Here is a 15,358-nt window from a genome sequence, read left to right on the forward strand (position 1 = left end):
GTCGTGAGTCGGCTGACGCGAGAGCAATACTTGCGCGTCAGCCGACTCACGACTTACGACTATCGACTATCTTTAAACATGTTTCCCTGGCTCATCAACGTTTTAATTGGCATAAAGGTCGGATTTTGTTCGTGTACGCCCGAAGTTCATCGGCTGGGGGTGGCGCGTGTGCGGGGGCAGTATCGGGTTGAGTGGGTGGGGACCTTGCCGAAGGTGGTCAACGAAAGCTCTGGACTGGCCCGCCGCCACGGTCCGCCCGGTAGCCCGCCCACGTTTTGGACCCATAACGACGGCGGCGGGCGGCCCACGCTCTACGGTATTACCCTCACCGGCACCCTGATTGACTCGCTGCCGCTGGTCGGTGCCAAAAATGTAGACTGGGAAGACCTCGCCCAGCAAGACACCACCCGCCTTTTTATTGCCGACGTGGGTAACAACGCCAATACCCGGCGGGATCTGGGGGTGTATGGTGTGAAGGAGGAAAGGAAAAAGGGAGCGGTCCGACGGTTCGGAAAGGAGGAAGGGGAAAGAACAAGCCCGTTACGTAATTCCTCCTTTCCGAACCGTCGGACCGCTCCCTTTTTTCTTTCCTCCTTTACCTTCTCCGACCAAACGGCTTTTCCACCGCCCGGACGCAATTTCGACTGTGAGGCTGTTTTTTATGCGCGTGACAGCCTGTTTCTATTGTCGAAAAACCGTTCGGGGCACACGGTGAGGCTCTATGGGATGCCCGCCCAGCCCGGCAACCGCGCCCTGGCACCGCTCGATTCAGTGTACATCAAGTCGATGGTGACAGGGGCGGCCATCAGCCCGGATTATAAAACGCTGGCGGTGCTGACATATGGTAAAATCCTGTTTTTCGACCTCAGCAGCCCCGGTCCCGTCCGGCTACGTCACCCCATCGCCTGCCTGCGAGTACCCCGCGCCCAGACCGAAGCCCTGGTGTATATCAACAACACCGACCTGCTGATGACCAACGAACAGGGGCGTATTTACAGGCTGAGCAAGAGGCGGTAGTGGCGCAAAGCCAGTGCCAAAACGAAGGCATCCTGTTCGTTATCTTTGTGTTAAGAATGAAACCCTCCGGCTAACTTGCCCACAACGCCGTCTACCTTTAGCGCTCAAGACACCTGTCGATAACCTCCATGAGTACGGCAAAAGCCTCACCACAAGCCCACCGCGTAATGGTGGTCGATGACGATCCCGACATTCTCGAACTGCTCGAATACAACCTCCAAAAAGAAGGCTACGACGTCAGAACGGCCCCCGACGGCCGAAAAGCCTTGGAAGTTGGCCGTGTTTTTCTCCCCGAATTAGTCCTGCTCGACATCATGATGCCCCACGTAGACGGCATTGAAGCGGGGCGGCAACTGCGGGCCATTCCCGAACTCCGGCAAACGTATATTCTTTACCTCACGGCCCGCTCAGAAGAGTATTCGGAGGTGGCTGCTTTTGAAGTTGGTGCCGATGACTATATCACCAAGCCCATTAAGCCGCGGGCGTTGATGAGCCGGATCAACGCCCTTTTCCGCCGCGAAGCCCAGAAAGCCGACACCGGCGATGTGATTCAGATTGCCGACCTCAGCATCAGCCGCCAGAACTACTCGGTCAACCAGGGCGAGCAGACCATTATTCTGCCCAAAAAAGAGTTCGAACTACTGTTTTACCTGGCCCAAACGCCCAACAAAGTATTCAGCCGCGACGAGTTGCTCCAGAAGATCTGGGGCGCCGATATCTACGTCCTCGAACGCACCGTCGACGTGCACATCCGCAAGCTCCGCGAAAAGATCGGCGAAGGCTATATTCGTACCCTCAAAGGCGTTGGGTATATGTTTGAAACGAATTAAGGGAGGAGGGAGAAACGGACTAAAGGAGGAAAGGGAGCTTCGCAAGCCCAACATAGTTACTGTATAATCGCGAAGCTCCCTTTCCTCCTTTAGTCCGTTTCTCCCTCCTCCCCCCTTTTATGTCCCTCTCCCCCCGGTTTATTGCCTTGTTGCTGGCGTCGCTTATTGCGGGGCTGACTATGGTGTTTCTGGCGTTTGTGCCGGGTACCACGGGTAGTATGCTTTTTGTGGTAGGGGTGTCGGCATTTTTGCTGTCCTTTTTCCTGATTCTTTACACCATCGATATTCTGGTATATCGGGAAATTACGAAGCTGTATGAGGCCATTCGAAAATTAAAAGTTCGCGATTTTTCTATTTCACGAAAATCGATTTTAAAAACGGGAAATCCGTTTAAAAAGCTCAACGACGAAATATTTGTTTACGTGGCGCGTAAGCAAAAAGAAATTGATGAATTAAAAAAAATGGAGCAGTTTCGGCGCGAATTCCTGGCCGATGTTTCGCACGAATTAAAAACGCCCATTTTTGCCGCCCAGGGCTTTATTCATACCCTCATCGACGGGGCTGTCGACGATGAATATGTGCGCGATAAGTTTCTGGCTAAAGCCGCCCGCAGCCTCGACGGTCTCGACGCCCTGGTGCAGGACCTGGTGGCCCTCTCGCAATTAGAAACTGGTGAGCTGCGCATGCACTTCGACCGGGTAGACATTCGGCACATCACCGACGAAATTTTCGAGCAGCTGGAGAGCCTGGCGCAAGCCCGAAAAACCACCCTACGGCTGAAAACGCCGCTGCCCGGCCCGGTGTGGGTACGTGCTGATAAACAGCGCATTGCGCAGGTAATGACCAACCTGATTCAGAACGCGGTGAAGTATGGCAACGACGGCGGCAAGGTGGTGGTGGTGCTGGAAGACGAAGGCAAAAAACACGTTCAGGTGTCGGTGAAAGACGACGGCCCCGGCATCCCGCCCGAGCACCTGAGCCGCATTTTCGAGCGGTTTTACCGGGTAGAAAAAAGCCGTTCCAAAGAGCAGGGCGGCACGGGCCTGGGCCTAGCCATTGTGAAGCACATTCTGAACGCCCACAAATCAAAAATCACCGTGCTTAGCCGCCTCGACAAAGGCACCGAGTTTCGTTTTAAGTTGGATAAGGAATAATAGTCTGGGAAGTCGTAGAAGAAGGGAGTGCAGGTAGTCTGGAAAGTCTCTTCTTCTACGACTTCCCAGACTACCTGCACTCCCTTCTTCTACGACTTCCCAGACTATTAGCTTACACCTTCGACTTCACGACTTTTACGTCTTTTTTGGCCTGGTCTTTCAGCAGCTTACCTTCTTTTTTGATACCCGCTTTGCGGTCGGCTTTGAGAGCTTCTTTGTCACCGCTCATCTTGTCGGCTTCGCGGGCTTCCTTATTCATTTTCATGTCGGCCTTATCGGCTTGCGCCCCCAGAGGCTACCTTTGTGGTATGAAACTGAATTTTGCCGACCTCATCGTCTATGAGGACGATGACTATATACTCATCAACAAACCCCCTTACGTAGCCTCGCTCGATGAGCGCACCCCCGACCGGTTGGGGGTGAGCATCCTGCGCATGGCTAAGGCCTATAGCGACGATGCCCAGTTGGCGCACCGGCTGGATAAAGAGACATCGGGGATTCTGGCCATTGCCAAGCACCCGGAGGCGTATCGGCACTTGGCCATGCAGTTTGAGCACCGCGAGGTTACTAAACGTTACCATGCCGTGACCAACGGCGTGCATAATTTTGAAGGCATCTCGGTCTACCTGCCCATTGCCCCCGTGCGCGACGGCACCTCGGTAAAGATCGACCGCGAAAAGGGCAAAGTGGCCGAAACAATCTTCGACACGCTGCGGGCTTACCGGATCAACACGCTGGTGGAATGCAAGCCCATCACGGGCCGGATGCACCAGATCAGGGTGCATTTGCAGTGCCTGAAAGCCCCCATCGTCTCCGACCCGACCTACGGCGGCAAGCCCGTCTACCTCTCGGAGATCAAACGCAACTTCAACCTGAAAAGCGACACCGACGAGCAGCCCCTGATTCAGCGCGTGGCCCTGCACGCCCACTCGCTCACCTTCGCCAAACTCAACGGCGACGAACTAACCACCGAAGCACCCTACCCCAAAGACTTTGCCGCGCTGGTGAAGCAGCTAGAGAAGAATCTTTAACTTGGACGCTGGACATTAGATCTTGAATACTGGACGCTGTGATGTCCAAAATCTAACGTCCAGTATCTAACTATCCTGTAGTCTATGTTCCTCCACTCTGTTTATTTCTGGCTCAGCAACCCTGAGTCGACCGACGACCGCGCTGCCTTGCAGGCGGGTCTGGAATCGTTGCGCGGTGTTCCGGCCATTCAGGCCAGCTACATTGGTAGTCCCGCCGAAACCCGCCGCCCCGTGATTGATCACAGTTACGACCTGAGCCTGATCCTGCACTTCGCCGACAAAGCCGCCCACGACGTGTATCAGGACCACCCTATTCACCTCGAATTCGTGGCCGAATGCAAACACCTCTGGAGTCAGGTGAAGATTTATGATGTCATGGCTAAATGAGTTTAAAATGAACCCACACGACATTGCCTCAACGTATTACGACGCCTTTAACCGGAAAGACTGGGCCATGATGCTTTCGCTGCTGAGCGACGACGTGCGCCACGACAGCAATCAGGGGGCCACGCACGTGGGGAAGGACCACTTCACGCAGTTTCTCCAGCACATGGACGACTGCTACGACGAAACCCTGACCGAGCTGGTAATCCTGACCGAACCCACCGGCACCCGCGTGGCCTGCGAGTTTGTGGTAAACGGCACCTACAAAAAAACCGACGGCGACCTGCCCCCCGCCCACGGTCAACCCTACGTGCTGCCCGCCGGGTCTTTTCTGTCTATCGCCAACGGCCAAATCACCCGCGTAACGACGTATTATAACCTGCCGTTGTGGGAGTCGTTGGTAAACCTATAAGGTCTCCTTCGTCCTTATAGGTTTACTACTCATGACTGACCTCCTTTTCCAAACCTATACCGGTGCTGACATCGCTACCGTTTTCGATGGGCTGGCGCAGTTACGGATTACCGTTTTTCGGGAATTTCCGTACCTGTATGAAGGCTCTGTTGATTACGAAAAAGCGTACCTGAATACCTACGCCCAGTCGGAGCGGGCGCTGTTGTTGACCGTTGTTAACAACGGAAAACTGGTTGGCGCTACCACCTGCCTGCCCCTCCGCGATGAGACCGATGAAGTGCAAGCGCCGTTTATCACGGCGGGTATTGACCTCGATTATGTGTTTTATTTTGGCGAAAGCCTGCTCTTGCCCCACTACCGGGGTTGGGGCATCGGCCACCGCTTTTTCGACGTTCGGGAAGCCCATGCCCGGTCGTTTGGCACCTATAGGCTTACGTGCTTTTGTGTCGTACAACGCCCTGACAACCATTTACTTCGTCCGGTTAACTACCGCCCGCTCAACAGGTTTTGGCAGCAGCGCGGCTACCGGCCCGACCCTGCTCTGCAGACCACGTTCTCCTGGCCCGACATTGGCGAAACGACCGAGACAGCCAAGCCTATGCAGTTCTGGACACGCGAAATACCCCGGTAGCCTCACAAGGCACTACAGAATACTCTCGATTATGTACACCTGCCGATTGAACGTGACGGTATCGCCAACTGATTTCCCCCGTAGCAACGCCCCGATGGGCGACGCGGGCGAGACAGCCATGTACGATTGCCCGTTGAGTTGCAGGCGCCCGGCGCTGATAGCAATGTAGAAATTCCCCGCCGACGTTTGCACCAGGCTACCCGGCCGCACCACAGGGCCCGGCGGGGCCGCGGGGTCAATGTGTTCCAGTTCCTGCCGCATGTGCTGGGCATCGGCCAGGAGTTGAGCATGGCGGTCACGCTCAAGTTGGGCCATAGCGCGGCCCGTTTCGTATTTGTCGCCCGCCGAACTTTTCGACTCGGCGTTGGCCGACTCCTGCGCCGCCACCATGGCCTCAGTAGCGGTCTGGATGCGCTGTTGCACATAAGCCATGCAGGCAGCGTAGAGGGGTTCTTTCATGAGAGAGAAACAAGAGGTAAGAGTCAAGAAACAAGAACAACAAGCTAATAGCCAGTTCTTGTTTCTTGACTCTTACCTCTTGTTTCTGGTTTCTTTATTTCAGCACCGGCGCGATGGCTTGTTTCCAGATGTCGTAGCCAGCGGCGTTCATGTGGAGGCTGTCGGCGATGAAGAGTTCGGGGCGGGGTTGCCCGGCGGCGTTGAGCATAGGCGTGTACACGTCTACGTAGGACGTGTTTTTCTGGCCGCCCAGGTAATTCTTAATCAATGCATTAGCCTCTGCCTGCACGGCCATCTGCTGCCGACGGGCGGGGCTGGGTTTAATGGAAATGTAGGTAAACGTAGCGCCCGGTACGTTTTTCCGTACCAGCATGTAGAGCGTCAGCACGTTATTATACACCTCGCGGGCGGTCTTTTTGCCTTGTCCAAGGTCATTGTCGCCGGCGTAGACCACCACCTGCCGGGGCTTGTAGGGCGTAATGATTCGGGGCGAAAACTTGATCACGTCGGCCACTTCCGAGCCGCCGAAGCCACGTTGCAACACGGGTTTTCCCGGAAACGCCTCGCTTAGCCCCGACCACAACCGAATAGACGAACTACCCACAAACAAAATCGGGTTGGCGGGCGGGGGCGTCGATTTGTCGGTTGCCTCAAACGCGGCGATTTCTGGCTCATAATTGGCCACCGTTGTGGAGGCGGGCGTTTGCTGCGCCCAGCCCGACAGCGTCAGGAACGTGGTGCACAGGAGCAGTGCTATAGCTTTACTTGTCATGGTCTATATGGTTAATAATGTATGTAAGACTTATTTGGGCAGGAAACGTTTAAACACGGAGAGGCAAGAGGTAAGAAACAAGAAGCAAGAGGTAAGAAACAAGAAGCAAGAGATAAGAAACAAGAGATAAGACATGAGCAGATGGTCTTGTCTCTTGTTTCTTACCTCTTGCTTCTTGTTTCTTACCTCTTGCTTCTTGTTTCTTACCTCTTGCCTCTCCATTCAAATAAACGGCACTACTGTCTCCAGCTTCATACCGCGCGAGCCTTTGATAAGGATGTGGGTGTCGTGCATGGGGTTGTCAGCGATCCAGTTGTGGAGCGAAAACTTGTCGGGGAAATAGTAGGCTTTGGGCAGGGCAGAAAGAGCGTATTTCATGTCGTGGCCCGCCAGAATCACCAGGTCGAAATGTTGGGCGGCCACCAGTTCGCCGAGGGCGGCATGTTCGGCTTCGCTTTCGTCGCCCAGTTCATACATGTCGCCCAGGATCACGGCTTTGCGGGTGGCGGGCTGCTGTCCAAACTGCTGCACCGCCGCTGCCATCGACGAGGGGTTGGCGTTGTAGGCATCGAGCCAGATGGTGTTTGTCCCTTTGGTAAGTAGCTGCGACCGGTTGTTGGTAGGGTTGTAGTCGGCTACGGCTTGCAGAGCCTCGGTCTGTGGCACCTCAAAATAGGCCCCGATGGCCAGGGCAGCGGCCATATTGGCGAAATTATACAGGCCCGGCAGGTGCGTCACCACGCGCGGCTTAGCGGCAAAATCGGTAGTGGCGTCTTCAAAAATGACTACCGGGGCTTCCTGCTCAATGGCGTATTGGCCGTCGGTCCAATACGGAACCACCTCTCGAAGTTGCCGTTCGGCCACCATGTCGCGGAGGGTAGCGTCCTGCTGATTGACGAACACGGTGCCGTCCGTTTCGGCCAGGTAATCAAACAGTTCGCCCTTGCCTTTGCGTACGCCCGCTACTCCACCGAATCCCTCCAGGTGCGCCTTTCCGATGTTGGTAATCAGCCCGTGGGTAGGTTCGCAGATTCGGCTGAGCATAGCGATTTCCTGCTGATGGTTGGCCCCCATCTCGATCACAGCAATTTCTGTAGTGTTCGGGTCGATGCGCAGCAGCGTGAGGGGCACGCCGATATGGTTGTTGAGGTTGCCCGCTGTAGCTTCTACGCGGTATTTTTTGGCCAGCACCGCCGCAATGAGTTCTTTGGTGGTGGTCTTGCCATTAGACCCGGTCAGGCCCACCACCGGAAACGTAAACTGCCGCCGGTGGTGCCGGGCCAGGTCCTGCATAGCCGCAAGGGCATCGGGCACGAGCAGGCAGCGATCACGGTCAGCGGCGGGAGCTTGCTCGGCTACGGCGGGGTCGTCGATGAGGGCATAGCGAGCACCGTCGGCCAGGGCTTTCAGGGCAAATTCGTTCCCGTTGAAGGTGTCGCCGCGCAGGGCCACAAATAGACAGCCCGGCGTAATCTGCCGAGTGTCGGTGGAGATACCCTGGCAGGCCAAAAATGCGTTATATAGTTGCATAAAATGTAGTTTGCTGTTGGTAATCGGCGGTCCCGCGTCTGGGTTACGCCGATTACCAACAGAAGACAGTAAACAGCAAACAATAAACTTTCTTTTCTTTCAAAAGTAGTATGCGATACGGATTTACGGGACTGCTCTTCTTTTTGGTGCTGGGTGCTTTGGCCCAAACTGCGCCGCGCATTACGGTGCAATATGATACGCAGCCCGCCGTAACGGCCAATGGTCGGCCGCTGACCAATGCCTGGGCGGGGGGACTCAACGCGGCGCAGTTTGCTACTATGCCCCTCAACGCCGACGCCCGGCCCGACCTGGTGGTGTTCGACCGTACTAACAATAAAATCAGCACCTTCCTGTCGGTCACTAACGCCGCGGGACAGACCGCCTGGCAGTACGCCCCACAGTACGAAGCCGCGTTTCCTAAACTGGCCAACTGGTTCATTCTGAGCGATTATGACGGCGATGGCAAGAAAGATTTGTTCTCGTGGGCATCGGCGGGCGTTCAGGTGTGGCGCAACACATCAGCAGGAGGTATAGTAAGCTGGCAAAGTGCAGTGAATCCGCTTTACCACGAAAGTTTCTACGGGCAGGCTAATCTTTACCTCAATCCCACCGACGTACCCGCGATTCTGGATTATGACGGCGACGGCGACGTAGACATCATAGCCTTTGACTACGCGGGGGGCAACACGGCGGTGTATTACCAGAATCTGAGCAAGCAACGGCAAACGACGGTGGCCGCGCCGGGTCTTGATTTCAAACGGCAGGGCATTTGCTGGGGCAATTTCTCTAAAGAGCTTTGCAACGATTTCACCTTCGGCATCAATTGCGACGCGGGCGGGCGCGTGGGCATTCCCAACGCCCGGCCCGAGCATTCAGGCAATGCGCTGACAATTTTCGACGTGAACGGCGACGGCAGCAAAGACATCGTGTTTGGCTACGTGAGTTGCAACAACCTGGCGGCGATCTACAACACCGGTCCTAATTCAGAAAAAGCCAACTTCACCCGGTTCGACGCCGACTTTCCGAAGGTGAATCCCGTTAGATTCCCCGTTTTCCCCGCCGCTTATTTTGAAGACGTCGATGGCGACGGCCTCGCCGATTTGCTGGCTACGCCCAACGTGGCCTCCAACGAAGGGTATCTGTTTGACTTCAAGGCTTCTACGCTGTTTTATAAGAACGCCGGAACAGCCACCAAGCCCAACTTTACGTACGTCCAAAACGACTTTTTGCAGGGCGACATGATCGACGTGGGTGAAAACGCCGCGCCCGCCTTTGCCGACCTCGACGGCGACGGTGATCTGGATATGTTGGTGGGGCAGGCGGGGTCGATGGGCACCAACGGCTACCGCGCCCGGCTCTGGCGTTTCGACAATACCGGCACGGCCACCAAACCTGCTTTTGCGCTGACCGACACCGATTTTCTGGGCCTGAGCAAGAGCGATTCGCTCACCAACCTGCGGCCTTATTTCGTGGACCTCGACGGCAACAACTCGCCCGATCTGGTCATTTCAACGGCCTCGCAAACGGGCAATCTGCTGCGGTGGCTACCCAACGGCGCGGCGGCGGGGCAAGCCGCTTCGTTTAGCTGGAAAAATGCCCAACGCTTTGGCCTGCCTATCTATATGTCGCCTACCGAAGCCCTGGCGTTTGGCGATGTCGATGCAGACGGTAAGCCCGACATGCTGGTGGGCAACAGCCCGGGCAACGTGACGTACCTGCGCAATACTGGCCTCACCGGCAGCAGCAGCCTAACGGTTACGTTTGCGCTGCAAACCACGGCGCTGGCGGGCATTGGTGTGGATTTTACAAACCGCAACCGCACCCTGGCTTTTGCCGATATGAACGCCGACGGTAAGCCCGAACTGCTCACCATCAGCCGCCCCGGCACGGTAGACTTCTACCGACTAGCCGACAAGCCCGAACAGCCCGGCATCCGCCTCGACTCGCTCACGGGCCTGGGTTTTCCGGGCCTCAACGTGCTCACCGCCACCGCCGACCTCACCGGCGACGGCCTGCCCGACCTCATGATTGGCACACAGGCCGGGGGCCTTCGGTTTGTGCGCAACACTTCCGAAAAACCCCTTATTCTGGCCACAGAGGCCGTTTCCAAGCCCTGGGCTTACCCTAATCCTTCCGACCGGTTCGTGACGATCCTGGCCCCCAACGCCGGTATGCTCGACGTACTGAGCCTCGACGGGCGGCGGGTGCTGGCGGGGCAGTTGGTATCGAAACAGACTGAATTTCGGCTCGATCTGGGCAACCTGCCGGGGGGTATGTACCTGCTGCGCCTGGTGGCCGAGGGCCAACCAACAAAAGTCAGCCGCGTGGTGTTAGGTCGGTAAACACAAGCGTTATGGAAAATCTAAATAACCCCGATCAGCAGCGCGTTGATCAAAATTCGGGCGGGCCGCTGGAAGGCATGTCGCCCCAGAGTGTGAACATGCCAGGCAACGACGTCAACGAAGAAAACGCCGTTTACGCCGAATTTGGCCTCGACGGGCAACCCGACGTAATGAACCCCGGCGACGAAGAAGCCTCCGACACTATTCTCTACACTGACAACGCCGTGGCCACCGACATGACAGACATGGTCTCTGACACCGCCCTGGACGACACGGACCTCCCCGCCGAACTCTACAACGACCTCGACAACGTCAGCGAAGCCAAGCTCGAAGCCGAAATGGATATGCTGGGTGATGAAGAAGAGGGAGTTTAAAGTCTAAGGTCTAAGGTCTGACATCTAAGGTTACTTCGCGTTCGCAGGGGCCGGACGCGCAGCAACCTTAGACGTTAGACCTTAGACTTTAAACTCCCTCTTCCCCCGTAACAATTTCTTAACAAACAGTCAGCCGAACTCCCTCAAAGTATGGGCAACTTTGCGGAAGCCTTTTTGAGGCATTTTTGCAATTAACTCATACACAATATGTTCGGCTTAGAGACCGGCGTTTTCATTCTTCTGGCTATCTGTCTGTTAGCCGCATGTGCCTTCGAATTCATCAACGGCTTTCATGATACGGCCAATGCCGTGGCCACCGTTATCTACACCAACTCGCTCCAGCCCACTCAGGCCGTCATCTGGTCGGGCATCGTTAACTTCATTGGTGTAGTCACTGGCGGGGTGGGTGTGGGCATCAGCATCATCAATCTGCTACCGGTTGATTTGCTTATCGACCAGAATGTTTACCACAGTATTGCCATGGTACTGGCGCTACTGTTTTCGGCTATCATCTGGAATTTTGGCACCTGGTATTTTGGGTTGCCTGCTTCCAGTTCGCACACCCTGATTGGGGCTATTCTGGGCGTGGGCCTAGGCTACGCGCTGCTGCCGGAAAACACCAGCGGGGTGGCCGCTGTTAACTGGGCAAAGGCGGAGGAAGTATTTTTGGCCCTATTTCTTTCGCCCCTGCTGGGTTTCGGCCTGGCCGTTGTGCTCATGTTCATTCTGCGCCGCAGCCTCAGCAAAGACCTTCGCAAACAATTATTCGACGAACCCCATGCCGGTCAGGCGCCACCCATGTGGGTACGGGGGTTGCTGATCCTTACTTGTACGCTGGTTAGCTTCTTTCACGGGCGCAATGATGGCCAAAAAGGTATTGGTCTTATCATGCTGATTCTAATTGGTATTCTGCCCGCTTACTTTGCCATCGATACGCGCCTCGACATTAAGGGCCTTCAGCCTGATCTGGCCACCGTTCAGCAAAAAATTGCCCTGATCAACACCCGACAACTCAGCAACACCGATATTGAGCGCATTCAGAAAATCAACACAAGCATTGCCAATTTGCAACCTGCCGTAACCACGGGCGTCTACCCAAAAGACGGCGGGTTAAATATCAGGAGGGCGCTGCTTACAATTAGTGGCAACACTAAACAACTCATTGGTAGTGAAGATGTTAAGTTAAGCGATGCCGACAAATCGGCCTTGCGTAAGGCGGCTACCATTGAAGAAGAGGGCCTGCGCAAATACACCGACCACGCCCCTTTTTGGGTGATCCTGATGATCTCGCTGTCGCTGGGTTTTGGCACTATGATTGGCTGGAAACGCATTGTGGTCACCGTAGGCGAAAAGATCGGCAAGTCGCACCTGACCTACGCGCAGGGGGCCTCGGCTGAACTCGTGGCCGCCACTACCATTGGTCTGGCCTCGGGCCTGATTCCGGGTTTTAAAGCCCCCGTTAGCACCACCCACGCCCTGTCGTCGGGCATTGCGGGGGCCATGGTGGCAAGCAAAGGAATTAAGAACCTACAGGCCAAAACGGTACAAAGCATTGCCTTAGCCTGGGTGCTCACGTTGCCCGTAGCCGTGCTCCTCTCGGCATCGCTGTTCCTCTTGTTCCGGCTTATTCTTAGCTGAACACGGGCGCTTACCGTGGCCCTAATTCGTGATGCTTGTTTATCAACCAACATGAATCCGAAGTCATTTATCAAGCCAGTTGCCATTCTGTTTGTCAGCAGTTTATGCCTTAACCCTATACTCGCTCAGCAAACCGGCAACTTGTCGGAAAGTCAGATAGACACGACACGCCGGTTATCCGGGCTGCTTCGGAAATACGAGTCCCTGAACATTTCGGGTTATATACAGCCGCAGTTTCAGGTAAGCCAGACTGCCGGCCAACAAAGCTTCAACGGAGGTGATTTTGCCCCCGGCGTAGATAGCCGATTCAGTGTGCGGCGGGGCCGTCTGCGCTTCGACTATGCCACCTACTCGCCCAATGGCGAACAGACGTTGCTCTTTGTGTTCCAGTTCGACGGCACCGAGCGTGGTGTGCAAACGCGTGATTTCTGGGGCCGCTACTACGAGACAAAATACGATCTCTTTCACATTACGGCCGGTTTATTTGCCCGACCTTTTGGCTTCGAAATCAACTATAGTTCTGCCGACCGTGAATCACCCGAACGGGGCCGAATGTCACAGTTGCTCATGCGCACCGAACGCGACTTGGGCGCAATGCTGACGCTGGAAGCCCGTCGCAAAAACCACCCCCTACGCTGGCTGAAGCTCGATCTGGGACTTTTCAACGGCCCCGGCCTGACTAGCCTCAGCGACTATGATGGCCACAAAGACGTGATTGCCCGTTTTTCGGTGAAACCCCAGAGGCTCACTAACGCCGGTATCACTATCACGGGCAGCGTATCGGGCTATTGGGGTGGCATTGGGCGGTTCACCAACGAACTCTACCGCATGGGTGGCCCTGCCGATGTGCCCCGTTTTGTGCGCGACAGCACGGTGGTGAGCACAGGGCAGCTTGCCCCCCGTCGGTATACCGGGGTCGATGTGCAGCTACGGATACCCAACAGAAAAGGGTTTACCGAGTTTCGGGCGGAATATATCACGGGCTGGCAAACGGCCAATGCAAACAGCAGCGAAACCCCTGGCACGATTCCCAACCCGCTATCTACCCCTAACGCCGCACCACTTTACACCCGCCGTTTCGACGGAGCTTATTTCTATTTCCTGCAACACCTGGGCAGCACCAACCATCAGCTTGTGCTGAAATATGACTGGTACGACCCCAACAAACAGGTGGCGGGTAAGCAGCTTGCTGCCCCCCTCACCTGGGCCGACATCCGCTACGATACTTTCGGCATTGGTTATATCTACGCCGTTAATAGCAACCTGAAAACGGTGCTTTGGTACGAAATACCCGTAAACGAAGCTACCTCGCTAAACAGCTATCAAACCGACACCCCTGATAACCTGTTGACAATCAGAACACAGTACCGATTTTAGAGGAAGTCTTCTGCTTACTGTCTTCAAAGAACCCCCGCCACGGCTTCCAGTTCCAGTTTGAAACCGTAGTGCAGCGTGGGTACGGGCACTACGGCGCGGGCGGGTTTGTAGGTGCCAAAAAAGTCGGCGTATAGGGCGTTGATGGTGCCCCACTCGGCTATGTCGGTCAAATAGATGCGTACGTGAATTACCTCATTGGGCGACGAACCGGCGGCGGCCAAAATGGCCTTGAGATTGGCCAGAACAGCCTCGGTCTGGGCGGTGATAGAGCCGTCGGTGAGCTTGGTACCATCGGGCAGAATAGGCAGAATACCAGCCAGATAGGCCGTTTTTTCGTGAACGACGGCCTGCGAGTAGTGGCCTCCGGGTGGGGCCGCGTCGGGCGTTTGGATGAGGATCATAGCCTGGGGTTTAACAACGATAGTGGCGGGGCAACGTGTACCTTTGCGCCACCAAAAATACCCCAATCGCATGACCTTCCGCGCTGCCAACGCCACCGACCGACCCGCGCTACTTGAACTGCTAACCCAGGCCAGCCTCCTCACCGACGACCTGCCCGACGAGCTGTCTACGTTCCTGCTGGCCCACGAGGCCGATACGCTGGTTGGTGCCGCCGGGCTTGATCTGGTGGGCGATCTGGCCCTGCTGCGGTCGGTAGCCGTGGCTCCTGATTTTCGCGGGCAGTACCTCGGCCATACGCTGGTAGAAGGCGTTCAGGAAGCAGCGCTGGCCCATGATTTCACCGACATATATTTGCTGACAACCACCGCAGCGCCTTTTTTCGAGCAGCTGGGCTACGAAATCATCGACCGCGCCGCCGTGCCCGAGGCCATTGCCCAAACCCGGCAGTTCAGCAGCCTCTGCCCCGATTCGGCCATTGTGATGCATCAGAAGCTGGCATGAAAACGCGCCACGACATTCTCCTCCTCGGCGACCCGCGCCTTTACGAAACCTGCGAACCCGTACGGCTCGACGAGCAGCCACTACTGGCCGGTTGGGTGGCCGACCTGCACAGCGCCATGCAGGACGTGCGGAGCCACTACGGCTTTGGCCGGGCTATTGCCGCGCCACAGCTGGGCATTATGAAACGGCTGATTTATATGCACATCGACAAGCCCGTGGTCTTTGTGAACCCCACGCTCACCAACCTCAGCGATGAGCAGTTTACGCTTTGGGACGACTGCATGAGCTTCCCCAACCTACTGGTCCGCATACATCGCCATAAGTCATTGACAATCAATTACCTGGATGAGCAATTTCAACCCCAGCAATGGCACATGACCGATGCGCTGTCGGAACTGTTGCAACACGAATATGACCACCTCGACGGCATACTTTGCACTATGAGGGCCATTGATAGTCAGTCATTTCGGTACCGAAATTTGAGGAGGTAGTACCCACGACGAT

General features: G+C 55.8%; 18 protein-coding genes. 13 read left to right on the plus strand and 5 right to left on the minus strand.

From position 1 onward, the window contains the following. Positions 1 to 78: 78 nt before the first annotated feature. From J2I48_RS26015 to J2I48_RS26025, 3 genes are all read left to right on the plus strand, one after another. The gene (locus tag J2I48_RS26015; protein ID WP_207338458.1) at positions 79 to 1,017 is read left to right on the plus strand and encodes a hypothetical protein; all 939 of its coding nucleotides are present in this window, start codon (positions 79 to 81) and stop codon (positions 1,015 to 1,017) included. 128 nt (positions 1,018 to 1,145) lie between these two features. Further along, entirely contained in the window at positions 1,146 to 1,847 is a 702-nt protein-coding gene (locus tag J2I48_RS26020; RefSeq protein WP_207338459.1) for a response regulator transcription factor, read from the plus strand. Between the two features lie 119 nt (positions 1,848 to 1,966). Further along, entirely contained in the window at positions 1,967 to 3,001 is a 1,035-nt protein-coding gene (locus tag J2I48_RS26025; RefSeq protein WP_207338460.1) for a sensor histidine kinase, read from the plus strand. Between the two features lie 112 nt (positions 3,002 to 3,113). Here J2I48_RS26025 and J2I48_RS26030 read toward each other — a convergent pair whose 3' ends face one another. Then, a complete protein-coding gene (locus tag J2I48_RS26030; RefSeq protein WP_207338461.1) occupies positions 3,114 to 3,266 on the minus strand; it encodes a hypothetical protein in 153 nt (50 codons plus the stop codon). 43 nt (positions 3,267 to 3,309) lie between these two features. On the opposite strand from J2I48_RS26030, the gene J2I48_RS26035 reads away from it, so the two are divergent. From J2I48_RS26035 to J2I48_RS26050, 4 genes are all read left to right on the plus strand, one after another. Continuing rightward, positions 3,310 to 4,032, plus strand: a complete 723-nt coding sequence (locus J2I48_RS26035; protein WP_207338462.1) for an RluA family pseudouridine synthase — start codon at positions 3,310 to 3,312, stop codon at positions 4,030 to 4,032. An 84-nt stretch (positions 4,033 to 4,116) separates the two neighbouring features. Continuing rightward, positions 4,117 to 4,419 carry a Dabb family protein gene (locus J2I48_RS26040; protein WP_207338463.1) on the plus strand — a complete coding sequence of 101 codons (303 nt, stop codon included), beginning with the start codon at positions 4,117 to 4,119 and terminating at the stop codon, positions 4,417 to 4,419. A gap of 7 nt (positions 4,420 to 4,426) precedes the next feature. Continuing rightward, positions 4,427 to 4,828 carry a ketosteroid isomerase-related protein gene (locus J2I48_RS26045; protein ID WP_207338464.1) on the plus strand — a complete coding sequence of 134 codons (402 nt, stop codon included), beginning with the start codon at positions 4,427 to 4,429 and terminating at the stop codon, positions 4,826 to 4,828. Between the two features lie 31 nt (positions 4,829 to 4,859). Beyond that, complete coding sequence (locus J2I48_RS26050; protein ID WP_207338465.1) at positions 4,860 to 5,459, plus strand: GNAT family N-acetyltransferase; 600 nt, start codon at positions 4,860 to 4,862, stop codon at positions 5,457 to 5,459. Between the two features lie 12 nt (positions 5,460 to 5,471). Here the strand turns inward: J2I48_RS26050 and J2I48_RS26055 are convergent, their stop codons facing one another. From J2I48_RS26055 to J2I48_RS26065, 3 genes are all read right to left on the minus strand, one after another. Then, positions 5,472 to 5,918, minus strand: a complete 447-nt coding sequence (locus J2I48_RS26055) for a 3-oxoacyl-ACP synthase (protein WP_207338466.1) — start codon at positions 5,916 to 5,918, stop codon at positions 5,472 to 5,474. A gap of 94 nt (positions 5,919 to 6,012) precedes the next feature. Beyond that, positions 6,013 to 6,690 carry a GDSL-type esterase/lipase family protein gene (locus J2I48_RS26060; protein ID WP_207338467.1) on the minus strand — a complete coding sequence of 226 codons (678 nt, stop codon included), beginning with the start codon at positions 6,688 to 6,690 and terminating at the stop codon, positions 6,013 to 6,015. 222 nt (positions 6,691 to 6,912) lie between these two features. After that, positions 6,913 to 8,220 carry a UDP-N-acetylmuramoyl-tripeptide--D-alanyl-D-alanine ligase gene (locus J2I48_RS26065; RefSeq protein WP_207338468.1) on the minus strand — a complete coding sequence of 436 codons (1,308 nt, stop codon included), beginning with the start codon at positions 8,218 to 8,220 and terminating at the stop codon, positions 6,913 to 6,915. 110 nt (positions 8,221 to 8,330) lie between these two features. Here J2I48_RS26065 and J2I48_RS26070 point away from each other — a divergent pair, with 110 nt between their 5' ends. The 4 genes from J2I48_RS26070 to J2I48_RS26085 all read left to right on the plus strand — a co-directional run bounded on the left by J2I48_RS26070 (position 8,331) and on the right by J2I48_RS26085 (position 13,951). Further along, positions 8,331 to 10,562, plus strand: a complete 2,232-nt coding sequence (locus tag J2I48_RS26070) for an FG-GAP-like repeat-containing protein (protein ID WP_207338469.1) — start codon at positions 8,331 to 8,333, stop codon at positions 10,560 to 10,562. Positions 10,563 to 10,573: 11 nt separating this feature from the next. After that, positions 10,574 to 10,936 (plus strand): hypothetical protein, encoded by a 363-nt coding sequence (locus tag J2I48_RS26075; RefSeq protein ID WP_207338470.1) that lies wholly within the window; start codon positions 10,574 to 10,576, stop codon positions 10,934 to 10,936. Between the two features lie 207 nt (positions 10,937 to 11,143). Beyond that, positions 11,144 to 12,574: an inorganic phosphate transporter gene (locus J2I48_RS26080; RefSeq protein WP_207338471.1), complete on the plus strand. Its 1,431-nt coding sequence runs from the start codon at positions 11,144 to 11,146 to the stop codon at positions 12,572 to 12,574. A 51-nt stretch (positions 12,575 to 12,625) separates the two neighbouring features. After that, positions 12,626 to 13,951, plus strand: coding sequence for a putative porin (locus J2I48_RS26085; RefSeq protein ID WP_229376799.1), 1,326 nt, complete (start codon positions 12,626 to 12,628; stop codon positions 13,949 to 13,951). 23 nt (positions 13,952 to 13,974) lie between these two features. On the opposite strand, the gene J2I48_RS26090 is transcribed toward J2I48_RS26085, so the two are convergent. Beyond that, positions 13,975 to 14,352 (minus strand): RidA family protein, encoded by a 378-nt coding sequence (locus J2I48_RS26090; protein WP_207338472.1) that lies wholly within the window; start codon positions 14,350 to 14,352, stop codon positions 13,975 to 13,977. 70 nt (positions 14,353 to 14,422) lie between these two features. On the opposite strand from J2I48_RS26090, the gene arsN2 reads away from it, so the two are divergent. Both arsN2 and J2I48_RS26100 read left to right on the plus strand, forming a co-directional pair. After that, positions 14,423 to 14,854 (plus strand): arsenic resistance N-acetyltransferase ArsN2, encoded by a 432-nt coding sequence (gene arsN2, locus J2I48_RS26095; RefSeq protein ID WP_207338473.1) that lies wholly within the window; start codon positions 14,423 to 14,425, stop codon positions 14,852 to 14,854. Continuing rightward, entirely contained in the window at positions 14,851 to 15,345 is a 495-nt protein-coding gene (locus J2I48_RS26100; RefSeq protein WP_207338474.1) for a peptide deformylase, read from the plus strand. The genes arsN2 and J2I48_RS26100 overlap by 4 nt, the downstream gene beginning before the upstream one ends. The last annotated feature ends 13 nt before the right edge of the window (positions 15,346 to 15,358 follow it).

The sequence above is a fragment of the Fibrella aquatilis genome (assembly GCF_017353255.1).
Taxonomy (GTDB): Bacteria; Bacteroidota; Bacteroidia; order Cytophagales; family Spirosomataceae; genus Fibrella; species Fibrella aquatilis.

What these genes read in the sequence shown, in the direction of transcription:
- J2I48_RS26100 (WP_207338474.1), top strand. Translation starts at nt 14,851, where the DNA reads ATGAAAACGCGCCACGACATTCTCCTCCTCGGCGACCCGCGCCTTTAC.
- J2I48_RS26025 (WP_207338460.1), top strand. Translation starts at nt 1,967, where the DNA reads ATGTCCCTCTCCCCCCGGTTTATTGCCTTGTTGCTGGCGTCGCTTATT.
- J2I48_RS26070 (WP_207338469.1), top strand. Translation starts at nt 8,331, where the DNA reads ATGCGATACGGATTTACGGGACTGCTCTTCTTTTTGGTGCTGGGTGCT.
- J2I48_RS26040 (WP_207338463.1), top strand. Translation starts at nt 4,117, where the DNA reads ATGTTCCTCCACTCTGTTTATTTCTGGCTCAGCAACCCTGAGTCGACC.
- J2I48_RS26050 (WP_207338465.1), top strand. Translation starts at nt 4,860, where the DNA reads ATGACTGACCTCCTTTTCCAAACCTATACCGGTGCTGACATCGCTACC.
- J2I48_RS26090 (WP_207338472.1), bottom strand. Translation starts at nt 14,352, where the DNA reads ATGATCCTCATCCAAACGCCCGACGCGGCCCCACCCGGAGGCCACTAC.
- J2I48_RS26045 (WP_207338464.1), top strand. Translation starts at nt 4,427, where the DNA reads ATGAACCCACACGACATTGCCTCAACGTATTACGACGCCTTTAACCGG.
- J2I48_RS26075 (WP_207338470.1), top strand. Translation starts at nt 10,574, where the DNA reads ATGGAAAATCTAAATAACCCCGATCAGCAGCGCGTTGATCAAAATTCG.
- J2I48_RS26020 (WP_207338459.1), top strand. Translation starts at nt 1,146, where the DNA reads ATGAGTACGGCAAAAGCCTCACCACAAGCCCACCGCGTAATGGTGGTC.
- J2I48_RS26065 (WP_207338468.1), bottom strand. Translation starts at nt 8,220, where the DNA reads ATGCAACTATATAACGCATTTTTGGCCTGCCAGGGTATCTCCACCGAC.
- J2I48_RS26060 (WP_207338467.1), bottom strand. Translation starts at nt 6,690, where the DNA reads ATGACAAGTAAAGCTATAGCACTGCTCCTGTGCACCACGTTCCTGACG.
- J2I48_RS26055 (WP_207338466.1), bottom strand. Translation starts at nt 5,918, where the DNA reads ATGAAAGAACCCCTCTACGCTGCCTGCATGGCTTATGTGCAACAGCGC.
- arsN2 (WP_207338473.1), top strand. Translation starts at nt 14,423, where the DNA reads ATGACCTTCCGCGCTGCCAACGCCACCGACCGACCCGCGCTACTTGAA.
- J2I48_RS26015 (WP_207338458.1), top strand. Translation starts at nt 79, where the DNA reads ATGTTTCCCTGGCTCATCAACGTTTTAATTGGCATAAAGGTCGGATTT.
- J2I48_RS26035 (WP_207338462.1), top strand. Translation starts at nt 3,310, where the DNA reads ATGAAACTGAATTTTGCCGACCTCATCGTCTATGAGGACGATGACTAT.
- J2I48_RS26085 (WP_229376799.1), top strand. Translation starts at nt 12,626, where the DNA reads ATGAATCCGAAGTCATTTATCAAGCCAGTTGCCATTCTGTTTGTCAGC.
- J2I48_RS26080 (WP_207338471.1), top strand. Translation starts at nt 11,144, where the DNA reads ATGTTCGGCTTAGAGACCGGCGTTTTCATTCTTCTGGCTATCTGTCTG.
- J2I48_RS26030 (WP_207338461.1), bottom strand. Translation starts at nt 3,266, where the DNA reads ATGAAAATGAATAAGGAAGCCCGCGAAGCCGACAAGATGAGCGGTGAC.